The following is a 16,962-nucleotide window of genomic DNA, read 5'->3' on the forward strand; positions in this document are numbered from 1 at the left end:
TTAGAGTTTGTGGTAGAGAGCTACTCGTCACACGGTTCGACGTCGCCCGTGATCTGGAAGTATTCGGCTGTGTCTACATCGAGATTCTGTGAGCGCGGTTCGGGCGCCTGGGCCTTCAATTCACCACCGGGCTCTGGACCATAGACTCCCAAGGCGACGAACAGTGGCTGGCTGCGGCTGACACCGGCCGCGCGGATCGTGCCTTCGAAGAAGGTCGAGTACCCATCGCGCGCCGACATGAAACGCGTCGGATCGTCGGCCACGGCGTTCTCTTCCAGATTGTCGGTGATAGGGTACCAGCCGACGAATTCGTTATCCCCTTCGCGGGCGAGGAAGTACTGGAAGTCGGCGACGTAGCCGGACTTCTGCCAGGGCGATTCACGCCGACGGACGGTGTTGCCGCTGATCATGATGAACGCATCGCAGTTCAGTTCTTCGCCATAGTCCAACGGCGCGTCGGCTGCCACGTAGAGCCAGCCCTCGCGCATGCCAATCCACATGCGCGGACTCTTGGCCGAGCCCACGATGCAGGCGCCAGGATCGAGCTTGCCGTCCATCACGAAGGGCGACCGCGGCGGCGGCGGATCCGCGAAGCGCGAAAACGTCTGCAGGTGCCAGTCGCGGTCAAAATTGTTCGCCCACGTTGCTTCGCCGTTGTGGAATGCGAAGTCGATCTGCTCGGTGCCGAGTTCGATCGTGAAGAGCACTTCCCAGACGTTGTCCTCGACGCGTTCCATCTGCTGATCCGGCGAAACGATATCCGCCCACGCGTTTCGTCCGCGGTGAATGAAGACCTCTTCGGCGTTCTCCAGCGGTGTGCCGGTTGTGCGGAATCGGATCTGAAACTCCTCGCCGCGCATCGGCGGATAGGGATTCACAAACACATTGCCCAACTGCATGCCGACCGGTGCGCGCGGTTCCGGTGTGGGCTCGGGCTTCTTCATCGGGGCCGGAGCAGGAGTCGGCGCGGGAGTTGGTTGCACGACGGCGATGGGCGTTTCCTCCGGCGGGGGAGCGGGTTGCTCCTCGTCGCCACCGCGTCCACGGAACAGAAGGACTGCCGCGACGATCAACACCGCCGCCCACAATGCCAGGCCACCCACTTCGACCCAGGAGCGTGTTCCGCTCTTCTTGCGGCGTTCGGGCAGTTTGCGAAGTGACTCCGCAAGGTCGCGCGCGTTCGGGCGCTGTGCCGGATTGGTTGCGATCAGATCGGAGACATCGCCGCGCAACACATCGTCGGCGATCACGGTTTCCAGGTTGATCGGCTGGGCATTTAAGTCGCCGGCGAGGATCTGGAAGAACAACACGCCCAGCGAATACATGTCCGTCTTTGGGTTGGCCGGGTGGCCGTGTTCGAGCTCCGGCGCGCGATAGAGAGCCGCCTCGCGAAGGGCCTCCGGCGTATCGTCCAGGAACTGATCAATTGCCGAGCCGATATCTGCAATGCCGCCCGATTCCAACTCGCGATCGATGATTGTTCCGAGCCCGAAGTCCGTCAGGAGCACCTGAGGTGGGTGTCCGTTATCGATGGCGATAATATTCATCGGCTTCAGATTGCGATGCAGGATCCCGGCGCCGTGGACGGCCGCCAGCGTCTCAGCGATGCGCGCGATGAGCTCGACGCGCTCTTCGATCGGGATTGCTTCCAGACCGCCGCGTCGTTGGGCCCACTCGCGCAAGTTGCAGCCTTCGTAGTAATCGGTTTCGAGGAAGTATGGCGGCTCGGTCAGGTGCCAGCCGCGCACGCTCAAAACATCGGTTCGATTGCCCAGGCGTTCTTTCAGAAGCCGGAAGAGCTTGGCCTGGCTGCGCAATGCCCGAAGGCGCGTCTGGCCGAAGCAGAATCGGAACACGCGGCGGGCACCCTTCTCGTGGCGCGCCAACCAGGCTTCGTCGAAGCCGCCCGTACCCAGTTCGCGCTCCAGAGTCCAGCCCTCGCGAGCCGGGACCGATTCGCCCGCGGTTGGGCGCCAGCCCGGCAGCGTCTCATTGAACCCGTCGGGCAACTGCTCGGCGTCGGGAGACTCGGGAGCCTCGAGCGGTGCCATGCCTTCCGCGCCGACCTCGTACACGCCGAGCGGCTTCTCGTGATCGGGGAACTGATAGAGCCCGTGATACATCCAGCGCGTTTCGCGACTGACGGCATCCTCGCCGACGGCCGCGGCGCGAGCTTCTTCGAAAGCCTCTTCGCTCAGCAGCGTCTGGTTACGCTCGGCGAGCTTCAGCATGCGAGCCGTGGCGCGTCGTCCTTCCCCCTCGATTTCGCGCAGCCGGCCGGTACGCTCCGCCATGTCGGGCGGATTCTCGCGTACGATCGCTTCGCCCGTGTGAATGCCAACGCGCGCCGACAGCGTCACGTCCATTTCCTCGGACATCGCATCGACGGACTCGTGGTACCGCAGCGCGTAGCGCACGGCATCGATGGGGCGCTCGAACAGGAAGAGGAAGCCGCGCGACTTGTTGATCTCGCGCCCGAGATAGATGCCGATCAGCGCCCGGGCGGTGCGATCGTGATGCTCGAAGATCTCGTTTGCGCGCTCTTCGCCCAGAATCATCATCAGGTCGTCGCGATTGACCAGATCGGTCATCAGCAGCGTGACGCGGGAAACGACCTCGGGCTGTTTGATCTCGGCGGAACTCAACGGCGGCGCTCGGCGACTTGGATTCTCAGGACTGGGCCTTCCTGATTTCGAAGAGAATCATTTTGCAGCGGCCGGTCCACAAGGACAAGTGGGAGATTTAGTGGCGAAGGGCGAGTGATGAGTGGCGAGCGGGTGGGCCGCCAGGGAGATAGCTGCCTGGCTCAGCCCTCCGCCGGCACGAGATCCACCACGATGATCTCCGGGGGGCAGAGGAATCGCAGGGGGAAGAAGGACCCCTGTCCGTGGCTGGTCAGGGTCAACATGTCGCCCCAGCGGCCGGGGCCTTCGGCGGCGATGGGTCCGGCTGCGGTGCTGCTGACCGTGGTGCCGAACAGGGGCAAGCGTACCTGGCCGCCGTGAGTGTGGCCGGCAAGAGCCACCACGCAGCCAAGCGCCGCGGCATCCGCGTAGCCCTCCGGGGCATGCACCAGACCGATCCGGGGCCTGGGCAATTGAGCCAGCGCATCGCGATCGGTCCCGGTCATCGGGATGTAAGGGGACTCGACGCCGATCAGGGTCAGTGCCGCCGCGCCACGCCGGAGAACGACGGCCTGGTTGCTCAGAAGCTTCATGCCGCATTGTTCTGCAAGACGGGCGATGCGTTGTGGAGCTTTCCAGAAGTCGTGATTGCCGCGAACGTAGTAAACCCCATCGGGGGCGCCCAGGCGGCTCATGATCCCCGGGATACGTGGAATCTGGGGATGCTTCGAGATGAAGTCCCCGCCGTACAGCAGCAGATCCGGCTTCCAAGCATGGGCTTCATCGATCACGCCGTCGTACCATTGCGGCGTAAGCGTCTTGTGGATGTGCATGTCGGTCAGGTGGACAATGCGATAGCCATCGAACTCCGGCGGAAGATCGCGGACCTCGACGACGCGGCGATGAATCCGCAAATCGCCGACGCAGTTCACGGGTTGAAGCATCCAGAGAAACGGTTTCCAGTGCGGACGCAGGCCGGTCCAGTCGATTGCCGACGGCACCGGAAGACGGGGACGCTCGAATCGCGAGCCACGCGCGTATTGGCGCTTGAACAGACTGACGCGAGTGTACCGCAGCACGAGGCCAATCCCGGCCGCCAGGCCGACCAGCCAGACCCAGCGTTCGGCACCGGCCGGTGTGCTCAACACCATGCGACAGCCGCCCACCAGCCCCGCGAGACAGCCGAGCGGCAGGGTTGCCAATGCGACGACTTTCTTCGTGACGGACTCGTGCATTCTCGACAGCATGCGGTTGTAGAACCAAACGAATGTCCCACACGCCGCGACGGCGATCAGCAAGCCGACGATGCAGATTCCAAGGATGTTCGCCAGGACACTCATCGTTCCGCCAGTAAGCGGATGTAGCGGGTCGACGGAAAGCGAAAAGCTCCATTCCGGGATTCGACGCTGACCCCGATGAAACACTTCATCGGGCAAAATCCGCTCGCGTTTTCGTCCCGCGGTGCCACTAGAATGCAAACCATGATGCGAATCGTATTCTTCTCACTGCTTTGCGTCGCAACGTTGCTGGCGGGGTGCGCGCGCGGGCCCGAAGCTCGGCCCATGGGGCCGGGTGCGGGGCTGGTACCATTCGCTGGGGGAGAGGCTCATCAGATCTCCTCGCACGCGCCCATGGGCGAGACGGCAGGATGGCTGCCGATCGACTGGCCGACGGAGTTGGCAACGATCGAAGGCCCCGGCGTGATCACTCGCATGTGGTTTCAGTTCACGCCGATCGAGCCTACCAGTGTACCGCGCGACATTCTGTTGCGCATCTACTGGGACGGCGAGGAAGAGCCCTCCGTCGAGGTTCCGGTGGGCGACTTCTTCGGCTCGCCCTTCCAGTTCAACATGGACGCCGACGGCAATCTGTTCTCGTCGACAAACAATGCCTACTCCTGCAACTGGCCGATGCCATTCGAGCGCTCTGCTCGCATTGAGCTCTGGAACCAGGGCTTCCGCGCGGTTGCACTCGGGTATGAGATCGATTACCTGGCCGACGTGGAATTGCCGTCCGATGTCGCGACCTTCCATTCACAGTGGCGGCGGGAGAATCCCGTGCCGCAGGGCGAGAACTTCGTGGCACTCCAGGCGGAAGGCCGCGGACTCTTCGCGGGCGCGATGCTCGTCGCCCAAGGGCTCTGGCGTCAGCGCGACACGTTTCTTCGTGCGCCGGTCGCACTCTCAATCGATGGCGAGCGCTCGCTCTTCAGCGTCGCCACCCCGTCGTACTTCAACATGGGCTGGTTCAACGGTGGAACCACGCCGGTTCTGCCAAATGCGTCGTTGATCGAAGCCGATTGGGATGCTTCGCGGTTCATCGCGTCTCGTCTGCATCTATCAGACCCAGTTCCATTCGGGCGCTCCCTCGGAATGACGTTCGGTCATGGCGTGGCGTACAACTCGCAGGCGGTGGACTATGCGGTGACGACGTTCTGGTACCAGCAGGAGCCCCACGCGCCGTTTCCGCCAATGCCGGCCGTGGACGAGCGTCTGGCGAGCGAGCCGGCCGCGCTCTACACGATCTCCGGTGCGATTGAAGCCGAAGACTTCATGCCCGGCGCGCTTTGGGAGACGCAGAACTACGACCCGCAGGTCTCTCGATTCCAGGCGATGCTCGGAAAGCCGCTGGAGACGCTCTTTCCGCAGGGCGTGACGGTCCAGGTGGATGCGCTGGTGGATGGCGAGTATCAACTCGGCGCGTCGTTCATCAAGTGCGCGTCCGGCGGGAAGTTTGCCCTAGAAATCGACGGCCAGCGAATCGGCGAGCCCTACAACACCTACGACGAGATGCCTCTGACCGGTCCGCTGGATTGCGTGAATCCGGCGTCCGGCCCGGTGATCTTCGGCTCGGCATTCCTTCGCCGAGGGCGGCATGACCTGACCATTGTTCCGATTCTCGAGGACTTCGACTCGACGACCAGTTGGATCAAGCACGGCGACATTTACGACGAGATCGTGATGCCGCGCGTGCTGGTGTTGGACTGTGTGATCTTCCGCGGGCCGGATCCGGGGATGATTGCGGAGGCCGAGCTGCTTCCGATCGCGGAACTGACCGGCGGCGTGACCGAGAACCAGTACTCGCCGATCTGGAGCAACGACTACCAGGTCTTCTGGCACGACACGGAAGACGGCAATGTGCTGGAGTTCGAGGTCGATATCCCGCAGACGTGGGTCTACGATCTGGCCGGGCAGTTCACCCGCGCGAAGGATTACGGAATCGTGCAGGTGGAGATCGACGGCGTCCCCGTCGGGCGGCCGATCGACCTCTACACCGCGAAACCCTACCACACGACTGGGCCCCTGACGATTGGGAACGTGCCGATCACCTACGGCAACCATCGGATCGGGTTGCGTATCGTGGGCAAGAACCCGGCCGCCGAGGACACGTGGGCGGGAGTGGACTACTTCCTGTTCCATCCGACGACGCGGTATTACTATCACCGGGGGCAGTAAGGCGCGCTGCTCGGGCCTTCTTGGCCCCCTTCGGGGACCGGGCCGTTGACGATGCTTACCCCGGGCTCCCCTTCGGTCGCCCGGGGCCATTCAACTGATCCTCCTTCGGAGGAAGGGGAGATCTGAGTAGCTGTTTGCGGGGCGTCAGGCGCTTCGACGTTGATCCTCTTCCGGAGGATTCCTTCTGATCCGCCGTTCGTGAAGAACGAATCGCTTGGCCCCGGCTGCGTCGGGAAGTCGATCTCGCCCTTCCTTTAGTGACCCTGTGACGTTCGAGCAAGGCTTCGGTCGCCCGGGGCCATTCAACTGATCCTCCTCCGGAGGAAGGGGAGATCTGAGTAGCTGTCTGCGGGGCGTCAGGCGTTCCGACGTTGATCCCCTTCCGTAGGATTCCTTCTGACCCGCCGTTCGTGAAGAACGAATCGCTTGGCCCCGGCTGCGTCCGAAAGTCGATCTCGCCCCTCTTCCAGTGACCCTGTGACGTTCGAGCAAGGCTTCGGTCGCGCGGTACCCGAAGGGTGCCAAGTTGAATGGCCCTGAGCGACCGGAGGAGCTCAGGGTCAGTGATTGAAAGTAGACTCGTCCCCGAAGGGGGCGAAGGAGTTCCCCCATCCCACCTGTCGCACCATGCGATGACACACCCGGGGCAGGCTGGCGCTTCCGGTGTGTCTCCTTGAAACACCACGGGGGCCGATGCCCCCTGTGGCGCATATGTAACCCAAGAAATTTCAGCCGTTAATCATCTGGGTCGGATGGTGGCATTCGGATTGCACATCTCTGCGCCCGGAAAACAAACCTACCCTGACTCATAGAAGGAGAGTCGAAACATGAACCTCAGACCATTGCATGACCGTGTTGTGATCGAGCGTCTCGATGAAGAAGAGACGAAGACATCGGGCGGGATCATCATCCCGGACACTGCGAAGGAAAAGCCCCAGCGGGGCAAGGTCGTCGCCGTTGGCGAGGGCACCTATAACGACAAGGGAGAGCGCAACAAGCTCGACGTCAAGGTCGGCGACAGCGTGCTCTTCGGCAAGTATTCCGGCAACGATGTGAAGATCGATGGCAAGGAATACCTGATCATGCGCGAGAACGAGATCCTGGCCGTCGTCGGCTAAAAGATCCCCCGCGTACGCACCAAATCTTTAGGATACACACGCAAAGTTTCGGATTGATCCAAGGAGGATGATTCCATGGCGAAGCAAATGACTTACGGCCAGGACGCGCGCTCAGCGATTCTGCGCGGCGTTGATAAGCTGGCCGATGCTGTCAAGGTTACCCTCGGCCCGAAGGGCCGCAACGTGGTGCTGGAGAAGAAGTTCGGCTCCCCCACGATTACGAAGGACGGCGTGACCGTCGCGAAGGAAATTGAACTTCCGGACGCGATGGAAAACATGGGCGCCCAGATGGTTCGCGAAGTCGCCAGCAAGACCAGCGACGTGGCCGGCGACGGCACCACGACTGCGACGATCCTGGCCCAGGCCATCTACCGCGAAGGCCTCAAGCTGGTGTCCGCCGGCAACAACCCGATGGCCATCAAGCGCGGCATCGACAAGGCCGTCGAGATGATCGTTGGCGAGTTGAACAAGCTCTCCGTCGACACCCGCGACCACAGCAAGATCGCCCAGGTGGCCACCATTTCGGCCAACGGCGACAAGGAAATTGGCGAGCAGATTGCCGACGCGATGGATCGCGTTGGTAAGGACGGCGTCATCACGGTTGAAGAAGCCAAGGGCATCGAGACCGAGCTGGAGCTGGTCGAAGGCATGCAGTTCGACAAGGGCTACCTGTCCCCGTACTTCGTGACCGACACCGAGAAGATGGTCGCCGATCTGAAGGACGTCCTGATCCTGATCCACGACAAGAAGGTCTCCAACATGCGCGACCTGCTTCCGCTGCTGGAGAAGGTCGCCCAGAGCGGCAAGCCGCTGCTGATCATCGCCGAGGACGTCGAGGGCGAAGCCCTTGCGACCCTCGTCGTGAACAAGCTGCGTGGCGTTCTGAACATCTGCGCCGTCAAGGCACCGGGCTTCGGCGATCGCCGCAAGGCCATGCTGGAAGACATCGCGATCCTGACCGGCGGCACCGTCATCAGCGAAGAGACCGGCCGCAAGCTGGACAGCGCGACCCTCGAAGACCTGGGCTCTGCCAAGAGCATCCAGATCACGAAGGAAGAGACGGTCATCATCGAGGGTGGTGGCGACAGCGCCTCCATCGAAGGCCGCAAGAAGCTGATCGCTCGTCAGATCGAAGAATCCTCGAGCGACTACGACCGCGAGAAGCTGCAGGAGCGTCTCGCGAAGCTGGCCGGCGGCGTGGCCGTCATCAAGGTCGGCGCTGCGACTGAAGTCGCCATGAAGGAAAAGAAGGCCCGCGTCGAGGACGCGCTGCACGCGACCCGCGCAGCCGTCGAAGAAGGCATCGTGGCTGGTGGTGGCGTTGCGCTGCTGCGCGCCGGTGCCACGGCTGCCAAGGCCATCGAGAAGCTGCCGGCGGACGAGCTGGCAGGCGGCCGCGTGGTCCTGAAGGCCACCGAAGCTCCCTCCCGCTTCATCGCGAGCAACGCCGGCCTCGAGGGCAGCGTGATCGTCGAGAAGATCAAGGAGCTGAAGGGCAACAACGGCTTCGACGCCGCGACGGGCGAGTTCGTCGACCTGCTCGAGGCGGGCGTCATCGACCCGAAGAAGGTCACCCGCTCCGCGCTGCAGAACGCCGCTTCGATCTCCGGTCTGCTGATCACGACCGAGTGCCTCGTGACCGAGGTTAAGGAAGAGTCCGAGGGCGGCCACGCCCACGCGCACCCGGAAATGGGTGGCATGGGCGGCATGGGCGGAATGTACTAAGCCGCTCAGCGCACAACGTACAAAGACACTAACAAGCCCCCGGGTCCTCGCGATCCGGGGGCTTTTCTTCATATCTGCAGACTTATCTTAAACTGCTTGCCCCTATGCGACATGAGGGCCTACGACTCAGATAGAGTGAAATTCCCAGATCGTTAAGAACGAATGGAGCGCCGGGATTGCACCTGGCCCAGGCGTGGCATGCTCATTCTGGCAGAAAACCGAATGTTCATTCCTCTTTGAAGCGCTCTAAAAACAGTTGGCAATGGAGCGATCGCCCTCTAGGCTATGAGTAGTAGGAAAGGAGACGCACAGGACATGCATGGGGAGGATTTGCTGGCTCAGGTGGATAGCAACCGTGTGCTGAACGCGCTCGCGGACGGAGTCTATGTGACTGACCGCGACCGGCGCATCATCTTCTGGAGCAAGGGCGCCGAGCGTATTACTGGCTGGACCCCCGAGGAAGTCGTGGGCCGCGCGTGCCACGAGAACATCCTGGTTCACAAGGACAAGGACGATCACTGCCTTTGCGGACAGGAGTTCTGTCCGTTGTATCGCGCCATGGAATCCGGCTGCTTCAGCGACGTTCCCATCATCCTTTTTGCGCGGACGAAAGCCGGCTACCGCATTCCTCTGCAAGTCACTGTCGCACCCATCCATGACGACGCCGGAGAGGTCATCGGCGGCGTTGAGGTCTTCCGCGAGGCGGGGACTTTCCTGCGCGATCTGCAACAGGCTCGCCTGATTCAAGACAACGCCATGCGGTCGCAACTGCCGGTGGACGAGCGCGTCCGCTTTCTGATTCACCATGTTCCAATGGAATACGTCGGCGGCGATTTTTATCGGATCGAGCAGATCGACGAAGATCGCTACGGGATGATCCTTGCCGATGTGATGGGCCACGGCGTGGCGGCTTCGCTTTACACGATGCACCTGCGTGCTTTGTGGGAACAGCATCGCGACTTGATGCCCGACCCGCGGACGTTCTTCCAGCGGCTGAACTTTGGACTCAAGGAGCTGGTGGGTGAGGATCACTATTTCGCGACGGCCTTCTATGGCGTCCTGAACGTGGCGACCGGCGAACTGAAGTATGTCGGCGCAGGCCACCCGGCTCCCTTCCTATGGCGCGCGGCGGAAGATGGACACATCGAGCCATTACGTACTGACGGTTTGCCGATCGGTCTGTTGCGCGAGTTCCAGTATGAGAACCACGAGATGCAGTTGGAGCACGGGGATTCGTTGCTGCTGTACAGCGATGGCGCTGCCGAAGTTTCCAATCGCGACGGCGTTCCGTTGGGCGAGGATGGCTTGATGGAGATCGCGCGTTGGATGAATCTCAAGCCGCGTAGCGACGCGCTGGAGAAGCTGGAAGCCGAGTTGCTGCACTACTCGAATTTCGTTCGCTTGCCGGACGATCTGACGCTGATGCTTGTCCACTGGAACGGAAGCGCCGCCGAGTAGCGACTCCGTCCCCTTTTATCCCGCCATCAAGTTCTTTACCCAGTCGGCGTTTGCGTCGCGCTCGATCGCATCTTCCATTGGGTCATCCAGTTCCCACAGGAAGTCGAGTCCGGTGCGTTGCTCGATCTCGTCGATTGTTGTGACATGATCGCTCAGTGGGCTGTTGCGCGGGGTCTCCTGATCGAAGAAGAACGCTGCTCCCTGCTGCGGCATGCCTTTGTCGTTCGCGACGCAGACGATCTTCCAGTAGCCGCTGGGGACGCGGTGGGGTTCGTCCGCACCAGGCATGCTGGGCATTTCGCGCTCAAACACGGGGCCGGTCATGATGTAGACGGTGTTGCTCAGGGCGAGATCGCGCACATAACCTTCGAGCTCAACCCACACGCCTTGGTTCAGATCGCTGCGCTGCGGGGTGATGTTCGAGAGGTAGTTCGTCTCCTCCCAGTAGGGCGTGCCCTTGAAGGCGGCCAGCGGCGCCTGGTGGCCGCGATCGGTATGTAACTCCGCAAATGCACCACGATAGTCGTCCGGTTCCAATGTCTCGTCCGGATCCAGCCAGGGATCCGGCTTCCAGTTTCGTTGCGTCTTGACATTGCCATAGACAGTTGCTCGGTCGAGCCGATACGCGACCCAGTCGGCGAACTTCGTATCGTCGTTGGTCGACATCGCGTAGATGTCGCGGATGATCAGATCGTTCGTCGCCGGGGTGCCGGCGGGGTAGCCGTGGAAGAAGTGCTTGCAGTGAATCTCCGGGCGGGCGGGGGCAATTTCGCGAACGATGGTCTCGCCGGAGGAAACGACCGTGTCCGTCGTGGCGCGAACCGCCGGCGACCAGGGCGTATCGGCGAAGTAGCCCGTGCCGGAGAAGATCGCGATAGTGAGGAAGATGGTTAGGGCGACCGTGCGCTTGATTCTCCGACGCAGGTTTCGTCGTCTGGCCATGGTGAGACCTCCGGATGATGGTACTGGTACTTATGCGCGCGGAATTCCAACAGCGGCAACAAGAGAGTGGTCCGGATCCATTCAGCAGGAATTCCTGCTGTCGGACATTTCGGTTGCACGGGGGCTATGCCCCGCGCGTTTTTAATGGTGCCACTCAGCGACGAAATTAGGAATCCGGATCCTCATAGATGAAGCGAGAGTTTCTCACCCTCTGGTCAAGTTTGCTCTTTGTCCTCCTCCTGGCGGTCAGTGCATCTGCGCAGGAAGTCGTTCATGCGCCGACATTGCTGGATCATCCGGCATACGGCTTTGCAGATCGTTCGACGAGTTTCACGGCGCAGGGCGCCTTCAGCAGTCTCGGCCATGAACTTGAGTATCGATTCGATTGGGGGGACGGCAGCGAGTACTCCAACTGGACCGGCGCGGACAAGACGCACAAGTACAAGGCTGTGACGGTTCCGCTCTTCTCGTCGATCAAACTGACCGAGTACGACGTCCGTACGCAGGCGCGTTGCATCCAGCATACCGACATCGTCTCCGGCTGGGTTGATTCGGTCATCACGATTGAATCGAATCGATGCGACACCGAAGATGAGATGCCCGAGGAGTGCAACGACGTCGATTTGCCGACTCTTCGACAAGTCTGCGTCGGCGATATTCATCGCCTGATTAACGAGGGGCGTGCCAACGAGGGCATTACGTCAGACGACGAGTACATCTACACGTCGCGAGGGTTCAGTGAAATCCTCGACCAGCAGGAACTCGTGATCTCCAAGATTTGGCCAGATGATTCGGATGCCTGGGTTGCTATCGATGATGTCACAATCGACTACGACAGCGATCTGAAACACATCGGAGATATTGGTGTCAGCGATGACTATGTTTATGCACCCGTAACGGATTTTGTTGTTGGTTTGTTCCGCACAGACCGAAGCGTCAAGCGCGCCCGTGCCGGTGCGACGATACTCAATATCGCGAACTTCGATAAGCGGACGCTTGAGTTCAAAGGGTTCGTCGACTTCTCTGACAAGATCGACGTCGGCGACGACGGCGACATTGCCGGCGTCGATGTCACCGACAATACGACAATCTGGATGGTTGAATATCAGCCGGATGAGGACAGTCCCGACCCGCGCATCTTCACCTATGATGTCGACAAGCCGTTCGAGACACTGACGTCATATCCGATCAAGACCTACGACGCGAACGGCATCCTTCTGCATGGTGCGTACGCGTATGTTGCCAGCGGGCGCGACAAGTTGCTGGAGGTCGACGGGGCTGTCGGTTCGATCGACGTCTACGATGCAGATGCGCTGAGCACCGATACGATGAATGTGCCGGCGGCGACATACAGCTTCTGCACGCCCGAGATTCACGCCGAGGGAATCGCGATGCATCGTGGCGAGCTTTGGCACGCGCAAGTTCAGGAATTGCACCAGATCGAGCGCCCTGAGATGTCTCCGGACATTACTGGAATCATTCTCAGGCTGCTCGGAGTCGAGCCTGTTGAAGGTGCGGATCCGAATGCGGATGGCGAGCTTGACGCGGCGGATGTTCTCTTCGAGATTCTGACGCTGTAGCAGACCTATTCAGGAAACACAGGCGATTTGTACTCGACGCTTTCGAGCACCAGGCCCCACGGGTCTGCGGGCGCGACGCGCGGCGGGAGAGTGCCCGCTTCGACGTGCGTGGCCAGATCTTCGACGCTGAGTTGACCAGCGCCGACGCGTACGATGCCTCCAACCAGGTACCGCACCATTTTGTGCAGAAACGAGCGGCACGAGAACCAGATCTCAAAACACTGGTCATCCATTCCGTGCGCGGCGGCAGCCGACCACGGAAGGACATCGATGCGCTTCAGATCGAGCACGGTACGTTTGGCTTGGCATTGTGAGGAGCGCCATTCACGGAAGTCGTGCTTGCCGCGCAGAACGTCCGCCGCGGCCCTCATGAGTTCAATGTCGAGGTGGGCCTTCACGCGTCCCATGCGATTGCGCATCAAGGGCGGAACGGGTTGGCCCGCGCACAGGAAGTAATGATACGTGCGCAGGCGCGCGTCGCGGCGCGGATCGAATCCCTCGGGGGCTTCGATGGCCTTTCGTACGCGAATCGAAAGGGGAAGATGCCAGTTTAGCGCGCTGATTGGATTGCCGCATGCAACACGTTCCGGCAGGTTGATGGTGATGACCTGGCCGCGGGCATGCACGCCGGAATCGGTACGGCCGGACGCGCGAAACTTCGGATCCTCCACGCCGAGCGCCATCGCGGCGCTCTCCACCTCCCCTTGAATCGAGCGCCCATTCTTCTGTCGCTGCAGGCCGGCGAAATCCGTCCCGTCGTACTCGATGATCAAGGCGAGGCGAACGGTCGCACTCATTGCGCGTTCATCCAATCGCGCAAGGCATGATCGATCGCAAGGCAACCGCGCAGCATCGTTTCGAGCTCGGACAGCGGCAGCATGTTCGGTCCATCGCTCAGGGCCTTTTCCGGGTTGTCATGCACTTCGACGAAGAGCGCATTGATGCCGGTCGCACACGCGGCGCGCGCGAGCAGAGGAACGAATTCGCGCTTTCCGCCGGTCGCGTTGCCGAGTCCACCAGGCTGTTGGACGCTGTGGGTTGCATCGAAACAGACAGGAAGCCGCGTCAGGTGCTGCATGGTTGCAAGGGCGCGAAAATCCGAGACAAGATTGTGGTAACCGAAGCTCGCACCGCGCTCCGTAATCAGGATATCTTCGCATCCGATGCGCTGCAATTTCTGGACAACATTGACGATGTCTTCCGGCGCAAGGAACTGGCCTTTCTTCACGGCGACGGGCTTGCCGGCTCGACCGACGGCTTGCACGAAGTCCGTTTGGCGGCAAAGGAACGCAGGCACCTGTAGGCAGTCGCACACTTCGCCGGCGGGCTGCGCTTCCTCCTCCTTGTGGACGTCGGTCAGGACGGGAAGCCCCGTGGCCTGCTTGATCTCATCGAGAATCTCCAAGCCATCTTCCAGGCCTGGCCCGCGATAGGATTCCACGGAGCTGCGGTTGGCCTTGTCGTAGGACGCCTTGAAGACAAATGGGACACCGAGCTTCGTCGTGATCTTCGCGACTTCCGCGGCCATCATCATCGCATGGTCGCGGCTTTCGATCACGCACGGTCCGGCGATCAGGACGAGCGGACTGGCACCGCCGACGGCGACGTTTCCGATCTTGAATTCGCGACAAGTCGTCAGTTGAGTCGGTTGGCTGAACGATGTCATGGTGTCTTCCTCGATTCGGTCGATTGCTCGGCGGTTGTGTTTTCACGCAGGCGCAGCCGCAACTCCGCGGCGCGGCTTTCCAATTCCTCGGTCCACGGCGCCCCGCGGTAGCGCGCGTGATAGTATTGCTGTGTGAGAGGAAGGAAATCTTGGAGCGGCGCATGGCCGGCTGCAACGGTTTGTGCGTACGCCAGAGGCGTTTGTCCCGGCGACCGCGGGAAGTGCTTTTGCAGATCGGCGATCAGATCCAGATACGCGCGGATGACGACACTGGGTTCGCGCGCGACCTCTTCCTTTGGGGCCTTCTTTGTTGTGCGACGCTTGCGCCGAGTCAGGCTCCAGATCAGGAACGCGCCGACGCCCATCGCCGCGAGCAACAGCAAGGCACCGAGCCATTGGCGGCCATTCATACGGCGATTGTGCCCCTCGCCGCGCCACCATTGTGCCATGTCATTCACACTGCGATCCGTCAGGCGCTCGGTCCACCGCATTGCGTGCAGCAGAGCGATGAATCCGGAGCGCTGATCGTGCGCGCTGTAGTCGACAACCATCTGGTACCACTTAAGTTTCAAGGCATCCAAGATGCTCGAGAAGCGATGGTAGAAGGAGCGCCCAATGCGGTTGGAGCCAATGCCCTGCGCCGGTGTGGGATCGAACGTCACCCAGACGGGCCCATTGTCGACGCGCGCTTCAACCCAGGAGTGTGCGTGTTCCTGGCGGACGACGAAGTACCCGCCGGTTCGCGACCACTCATCGGTCAGGTATCCATTTACAATGCGCGCCGGAACGCCGACCGAACGCAACATCATCGTCATGGCAGTCGCGAAGTACTCGCAGTGTCCACTGCGGGCCACGCGGAGGAAGTAGCTGAGGTGATTCGGTTGATTCGAGTAGTCGTTATCGAGCGAGTACCCGTACTCGGTGCGGAAGCGCCGTTCGATCTCGCGCGCCATATCGATCTTCGAATTCATGCCCTCCGTCCATTCACGAGCCGTCTCGGTGATGACTCGCATGTCGGCGGTGGTGGGCATCTGCAGGTTGTTCTCGTCTGCAATGTCCTCGCGCGAGCCAACAAACGTCTCGCCGGCAAACTCGCGCACGGCGGTCGGCAATCGCTGAATCACATCCCTGGAGGCCTGCAGGAAGATTGGCAGATTACTGTCGCCCTCTTGCCGAGGCGGGCTGCGATCAAAACCCGAAGCGAGCCGCATGCTTGACTGCAGGCGCCCTTCGACGACGTAAGAGATCGGAACTTGCCGATTGGACGCCATCTTCAAACTGCGTCCTTTTCGGTCGACCTCCATCTCCCTGCCGCTCTCCAACTCGACCAATTGCGGTTGATTCAGCGTGAATATGTAGTTCGAGCGATCCGGCTCCACCGTTATGCGCACTTCGAACAGATCGCCGTAGAGGTTTGCCACATCGGGATCCATCAGCACGAAGTTCGAGCGCGAATCCCGGTAGATTGCATCCTTGACCACATCGGATTTCACCCACTTTACGCCGGTGAACTCATCGAGCGACGTTCCGCGAATGCGAAGGTACTCGGGGCGGGCCTCGACGAATCGCGCCGTTGGTTCTGCGCGCATAATGATCGTGGGATCGGTCTGGATCTGGCCGACGCCGCCGAATTCGACGTTCTCTGCGAAGCCGCTCTTGCGGACTGTCAATGGCGATGTCCCAAGGCCCGGGATGAAGTTCTGCTGTCGCGCGCGTGGAACGATCCAGAAGATCACCGCCCCGACAATGAAGACGATCAGAGACGTTCCCGCCCATCGCAGCACCTGGCGGCGGTTCAGGAATGCCAGCGAGGCGACCGAGGACAGGGCGCGCCGATCGGAAGCGGTCAGACGGAATGGGGAATCCGGCTTGGGGCGGCGGCGCGAAGATCGCTGGTGCGCAAACGTCATCTCGGCATCGCGCTTGATCGTGAACGTAATCATGGTCCCGATCATGATGAACAGATAAACAAGCAGCATCGGCGCGAAGCCGATCGATGTCGTGGCGACAGACGCCGCCAACACCTGGAAGAACGTCAGGCCGTAGAGCTGCAGATAGTCGCGGTTCTTTTCCGCGGTCAGCATCTTGTTGATTTCGAGATACAAGAGCAGATACGTGACGGCGTACATGCGCTCGTTGACGACGAACATCACGTAGGCCGTCGCCACGATGGCCAGAAAGCTGAAAATCCCCCACACTATCCCGGACAGCCGAAAGCCGATCCGATGGCGGAAGATCGCGAGGACATAGAAGGCGACGAAGATGACGATGGCAGGCCAATGCAATTGGCCGGTCAGCGCGAGCGTCAGAAACGCCCACATGACCGCCAACATCGTCAGGACTCGAAATGCCTTCGTGAATGCCATTGTCTCGCCGTCCGGTGCCTTCGAGAGG

The 16,962-nt window shown here is 61.1% G+C and carries 11 protein-coding genes; 5 read left to right on the plus strand and 6 right to left on the minus strand.

All coding sequences use genetic code 11. The features are described from left to right. Nucleotides 1-20 precede the first annotated feature (20 nt). Together KQI84_17840 and KQI84_17845 are read right to left on the minus strand one after the other, a co-directional pair. Nucleotides 21-2,645 carry a protein kinase gene (locus KQI84_17840; GenBank protein MCB2156742.1) on the minus strand — a complete coding sequence of 875 codons (2,625 nt, stop codon included), beginning with the start codon at nucleotides 2,643-2,645 and terminating at the stop codon, nucleotides 21-23. 161 nt (nucleotides 2,646-2,806) lie between these two features. Then, entirely contained in the window at nucleotides 2,807-3,964 is a 1,158-nt protein-coding gene (locus KQI84_17845) for a metallophosphoesterase (protein MCB2156743.1), read from the minus strand. Between the two features lie 141 nt (nucleotides 3,965-4,105). Here KQI84_17845 and KQI84_17850 point away from each other — a divergent pair, with 141 nt between their 5' ends. The 4 genes from KQI84_17850 (at nucleotide 4,106) to KQI84_17865 (ending at nucleotide 10,380) form a co-directional block, all read left to right on the plus strand. Then, the gene (locus tag KQI84_17850; GenBank protein MCB2156744.1) at nucleotides 4,106-6,079 is read left to right on the plus strand and encodes a DUF2961 domain-containing protein; all 1,974 of its coding nucleotides are present in this window, start codon (nucleotides 4,106-4,108) and stop codon (nucleotides 6,077-6,079) included. An 827-nt stretch (nucleotides 6,080-6,906) separates the two neighbouring features. After that, nucleotides 6,907-7,197 (plus strand): co-chaperone GroES, encoded by a 291-nt coding sequence (groES, locus tag KQI84_17855; protein MCB2156745.1) that lies wholly within the window; start codon nucleotides 6,907-6,909, stop codon nucleotides 7,195-7,197. 75 nt (nucleotides 7,198-7,272) lie between these two features. Continuing rightward, on the plus strand, nucleotides 7,273-8,922 hold the full coding sequence (groL, locus tag KQI84_17860; protein ID MCB2156746.1) for a chaperonin GroEL: 1,650 nt from the start codon (nucleotides 7,273-7,275) through the stop codon (nucleotides 8,920-8,922). 315 nt (nucleotides 8,923-9,237) lie between these two features. Continuing rightward, nucleotides 9,238-10,380, plus strand: a complete 1,143-nt coding sequence (locus KQI84_17865) for a SpoIIE family protein phosphatase (protein ID MCB2156747.1) — start codon at nucleotides 9,238-9,240, stop codon at nucleotides 10,378-10,380. A 15-nt stretch (nucleotides 10,381-10,395) separates the two neighbouring features. Here KQI84_17865 and KQI84_17870 read toward each other — a convergent pair whose 3' ends face one another. Beyond that, nucleotides 10,396-11,322: a DNA/RNA non-specific endonuclease gene (locus KQI84_17870; GenBank protein ID MCB2156748.1), complete on the minus strand. Its 927-nt coding sequence runs from the start codon at nucleotides 11,320-11,322 to the stop codon at nucleotides 10,396-10,398. A gap of 188 nt (nucleotides 11,323-11,510) precedes the next feature. Here KQI84_17870 and KQI84_17875 point away from each other — a divergent pair, with 188 nt between their 5' ends. Next, on the plus strand, nucleotides 11,511-12,902 hold the full coding sequence (locus tag KQI84_17875; protein ID MCB2156749.1) for a hypothetical protein: 1,392 nt from the start codon (nucleotides 11,511-11,513) through the stop codon (nucleotides 12,900-12,902). 5 nt (nucleotides 12,903-12,907) lie between these two features. Here KQI84_17875 and truA read toward each other — a convergent pair whose 3' ends face one another. The 3 genes from truA to KQI84_17890 are packed head-to-tail and all read right to left on the minus strand — an operon-like array spanning nucleotide 12,908 to nucleotide 16,934. Beyond that, complete coding sequence (gene truA, locus KQI84_17880; GenBank protein ID MCB2156750.1) at nucleotides 12,908-13,699, minus strand: tRNA pseudouridine(38-40) synthase TruA; 792 nt, start codon at nucleotides 13,697-13,699, stop codon at nucleotides 12,908-12,910. Next, nucleotides 13,696-14,568 (minus strand): 3-deoxy-8-phosphooctulonate synthase, encoded by an 873-nt coding sequence (gene kdsA, locus KQI84_17885; GenBank protein MCB2156751.1) that lies wholly within the window; start codon nucleotides 14,566-14,568, stop codon nucleotides 13,696-13,698. The genes truA and kdsA overlap by 4 nt, the downstream gene beginning before the upstream one ends. Then, nucleotides 14,565-16,934 carry a DUF3488 and transglutaminase-like domain-containing protein gene (locus tag KQI84_17890; GenBank protein MCB2156752.1) on the minus strand — a complete coding sequence of 790 codons (2,370 nt, stop codon included), beginning with the start codon at nucleotides 16,932-16,934 and terminating at the stop codon, nucleotides 14,565-14,567. Before KQI84_17890 ends, kdsA begins: the two co-directional genes overlap by 4 nt. Nucleotides 16,935-16,962: the final 28 nt, after the last annotated feature.

It is taken from the genome of bacterium, from assembly GCA_020444065.1.
Taxonomy (GTDB): Bacteria; Sumerlaeota; Sumerlaeia; order SLMS01; family JAHLLQ01; genus JAHLLQ01.

What these genes read in the sequence shown, in the direction of transcription:
- groL (MCB2156746.1), top strand. Translation starts at nt 7,273, where the DNA reads ATGGCGAAGCAAATGACTTACGGCCAGGACGCGCGCTCAGCGATTCTG.
- KQI84_17890 (MCB2156752.1), bottom strand. Translation starts at nt 16,934, where the DNA reads ATGGCATTCACGAAGGCATTTCGAGTCCTGACGATGTTGGCGGTCATG.
- truA (MCB2156750.1), bottom strand. Translation starts at nt 13,699, where the DNA reads ATGAGTGCGACCGTTCGCCTCGCCTTGATCATCGAGTACGACGGGACG.
- kdsA (MCB2156751.1), bottom strand. Translation starts at nt 14,568, where the DNA reads ATGACATCGTTCAGCCAACCGACTCAACTGACGACTTGTCGCGAATTC.
- groES (MCB2156745.1), top strand. Translation starts at nt 6,907, where the DNA reads ATGAACCTCAGACCATTGCATGACCGTGTTGTGATCGAGCGTCTCGAT.
- KQI84_17870 (MCB2156748.1), bottom strand. Translation starts at nt 11,322, where the DNA reads ATGGCCAGACGACGAAACCTGCGTCGGAGAATCAAGCGCACGGTCGCC.
- KQI84_17845 (MCB2156743.1), bottom strand. Translation starts at nt 3,964, where the DNA reads ATGAGTGTCCTGGCGAACATCCTTGGAATCTGCATCGTCGGCTTGCTG.
- KQI84_17850 (MCB2156744.1), top strand. Translation starts at nt 4,106, where the DNA reads ATGATGCGAATCGTATTCTTCTCACTGCTTTGCGTCGCAACGTTGCTG.
- KQI84_17875 (MCB2156749.1), top strand. Translation starts at nt 11,511, where the DNA reads ATGAAGCGAGAGTTTCTCACCCTCTGGTCAAGTTTGCTCTTTGTCCTC.
- KQI84_17865 (MCB2156747.1), top strand. Translation starts at nt 9,238, where the DNA reads ATGCATGGGGAGGATTTGCTGGCTCAGGTGGATAGCAACCGTGTGCTG.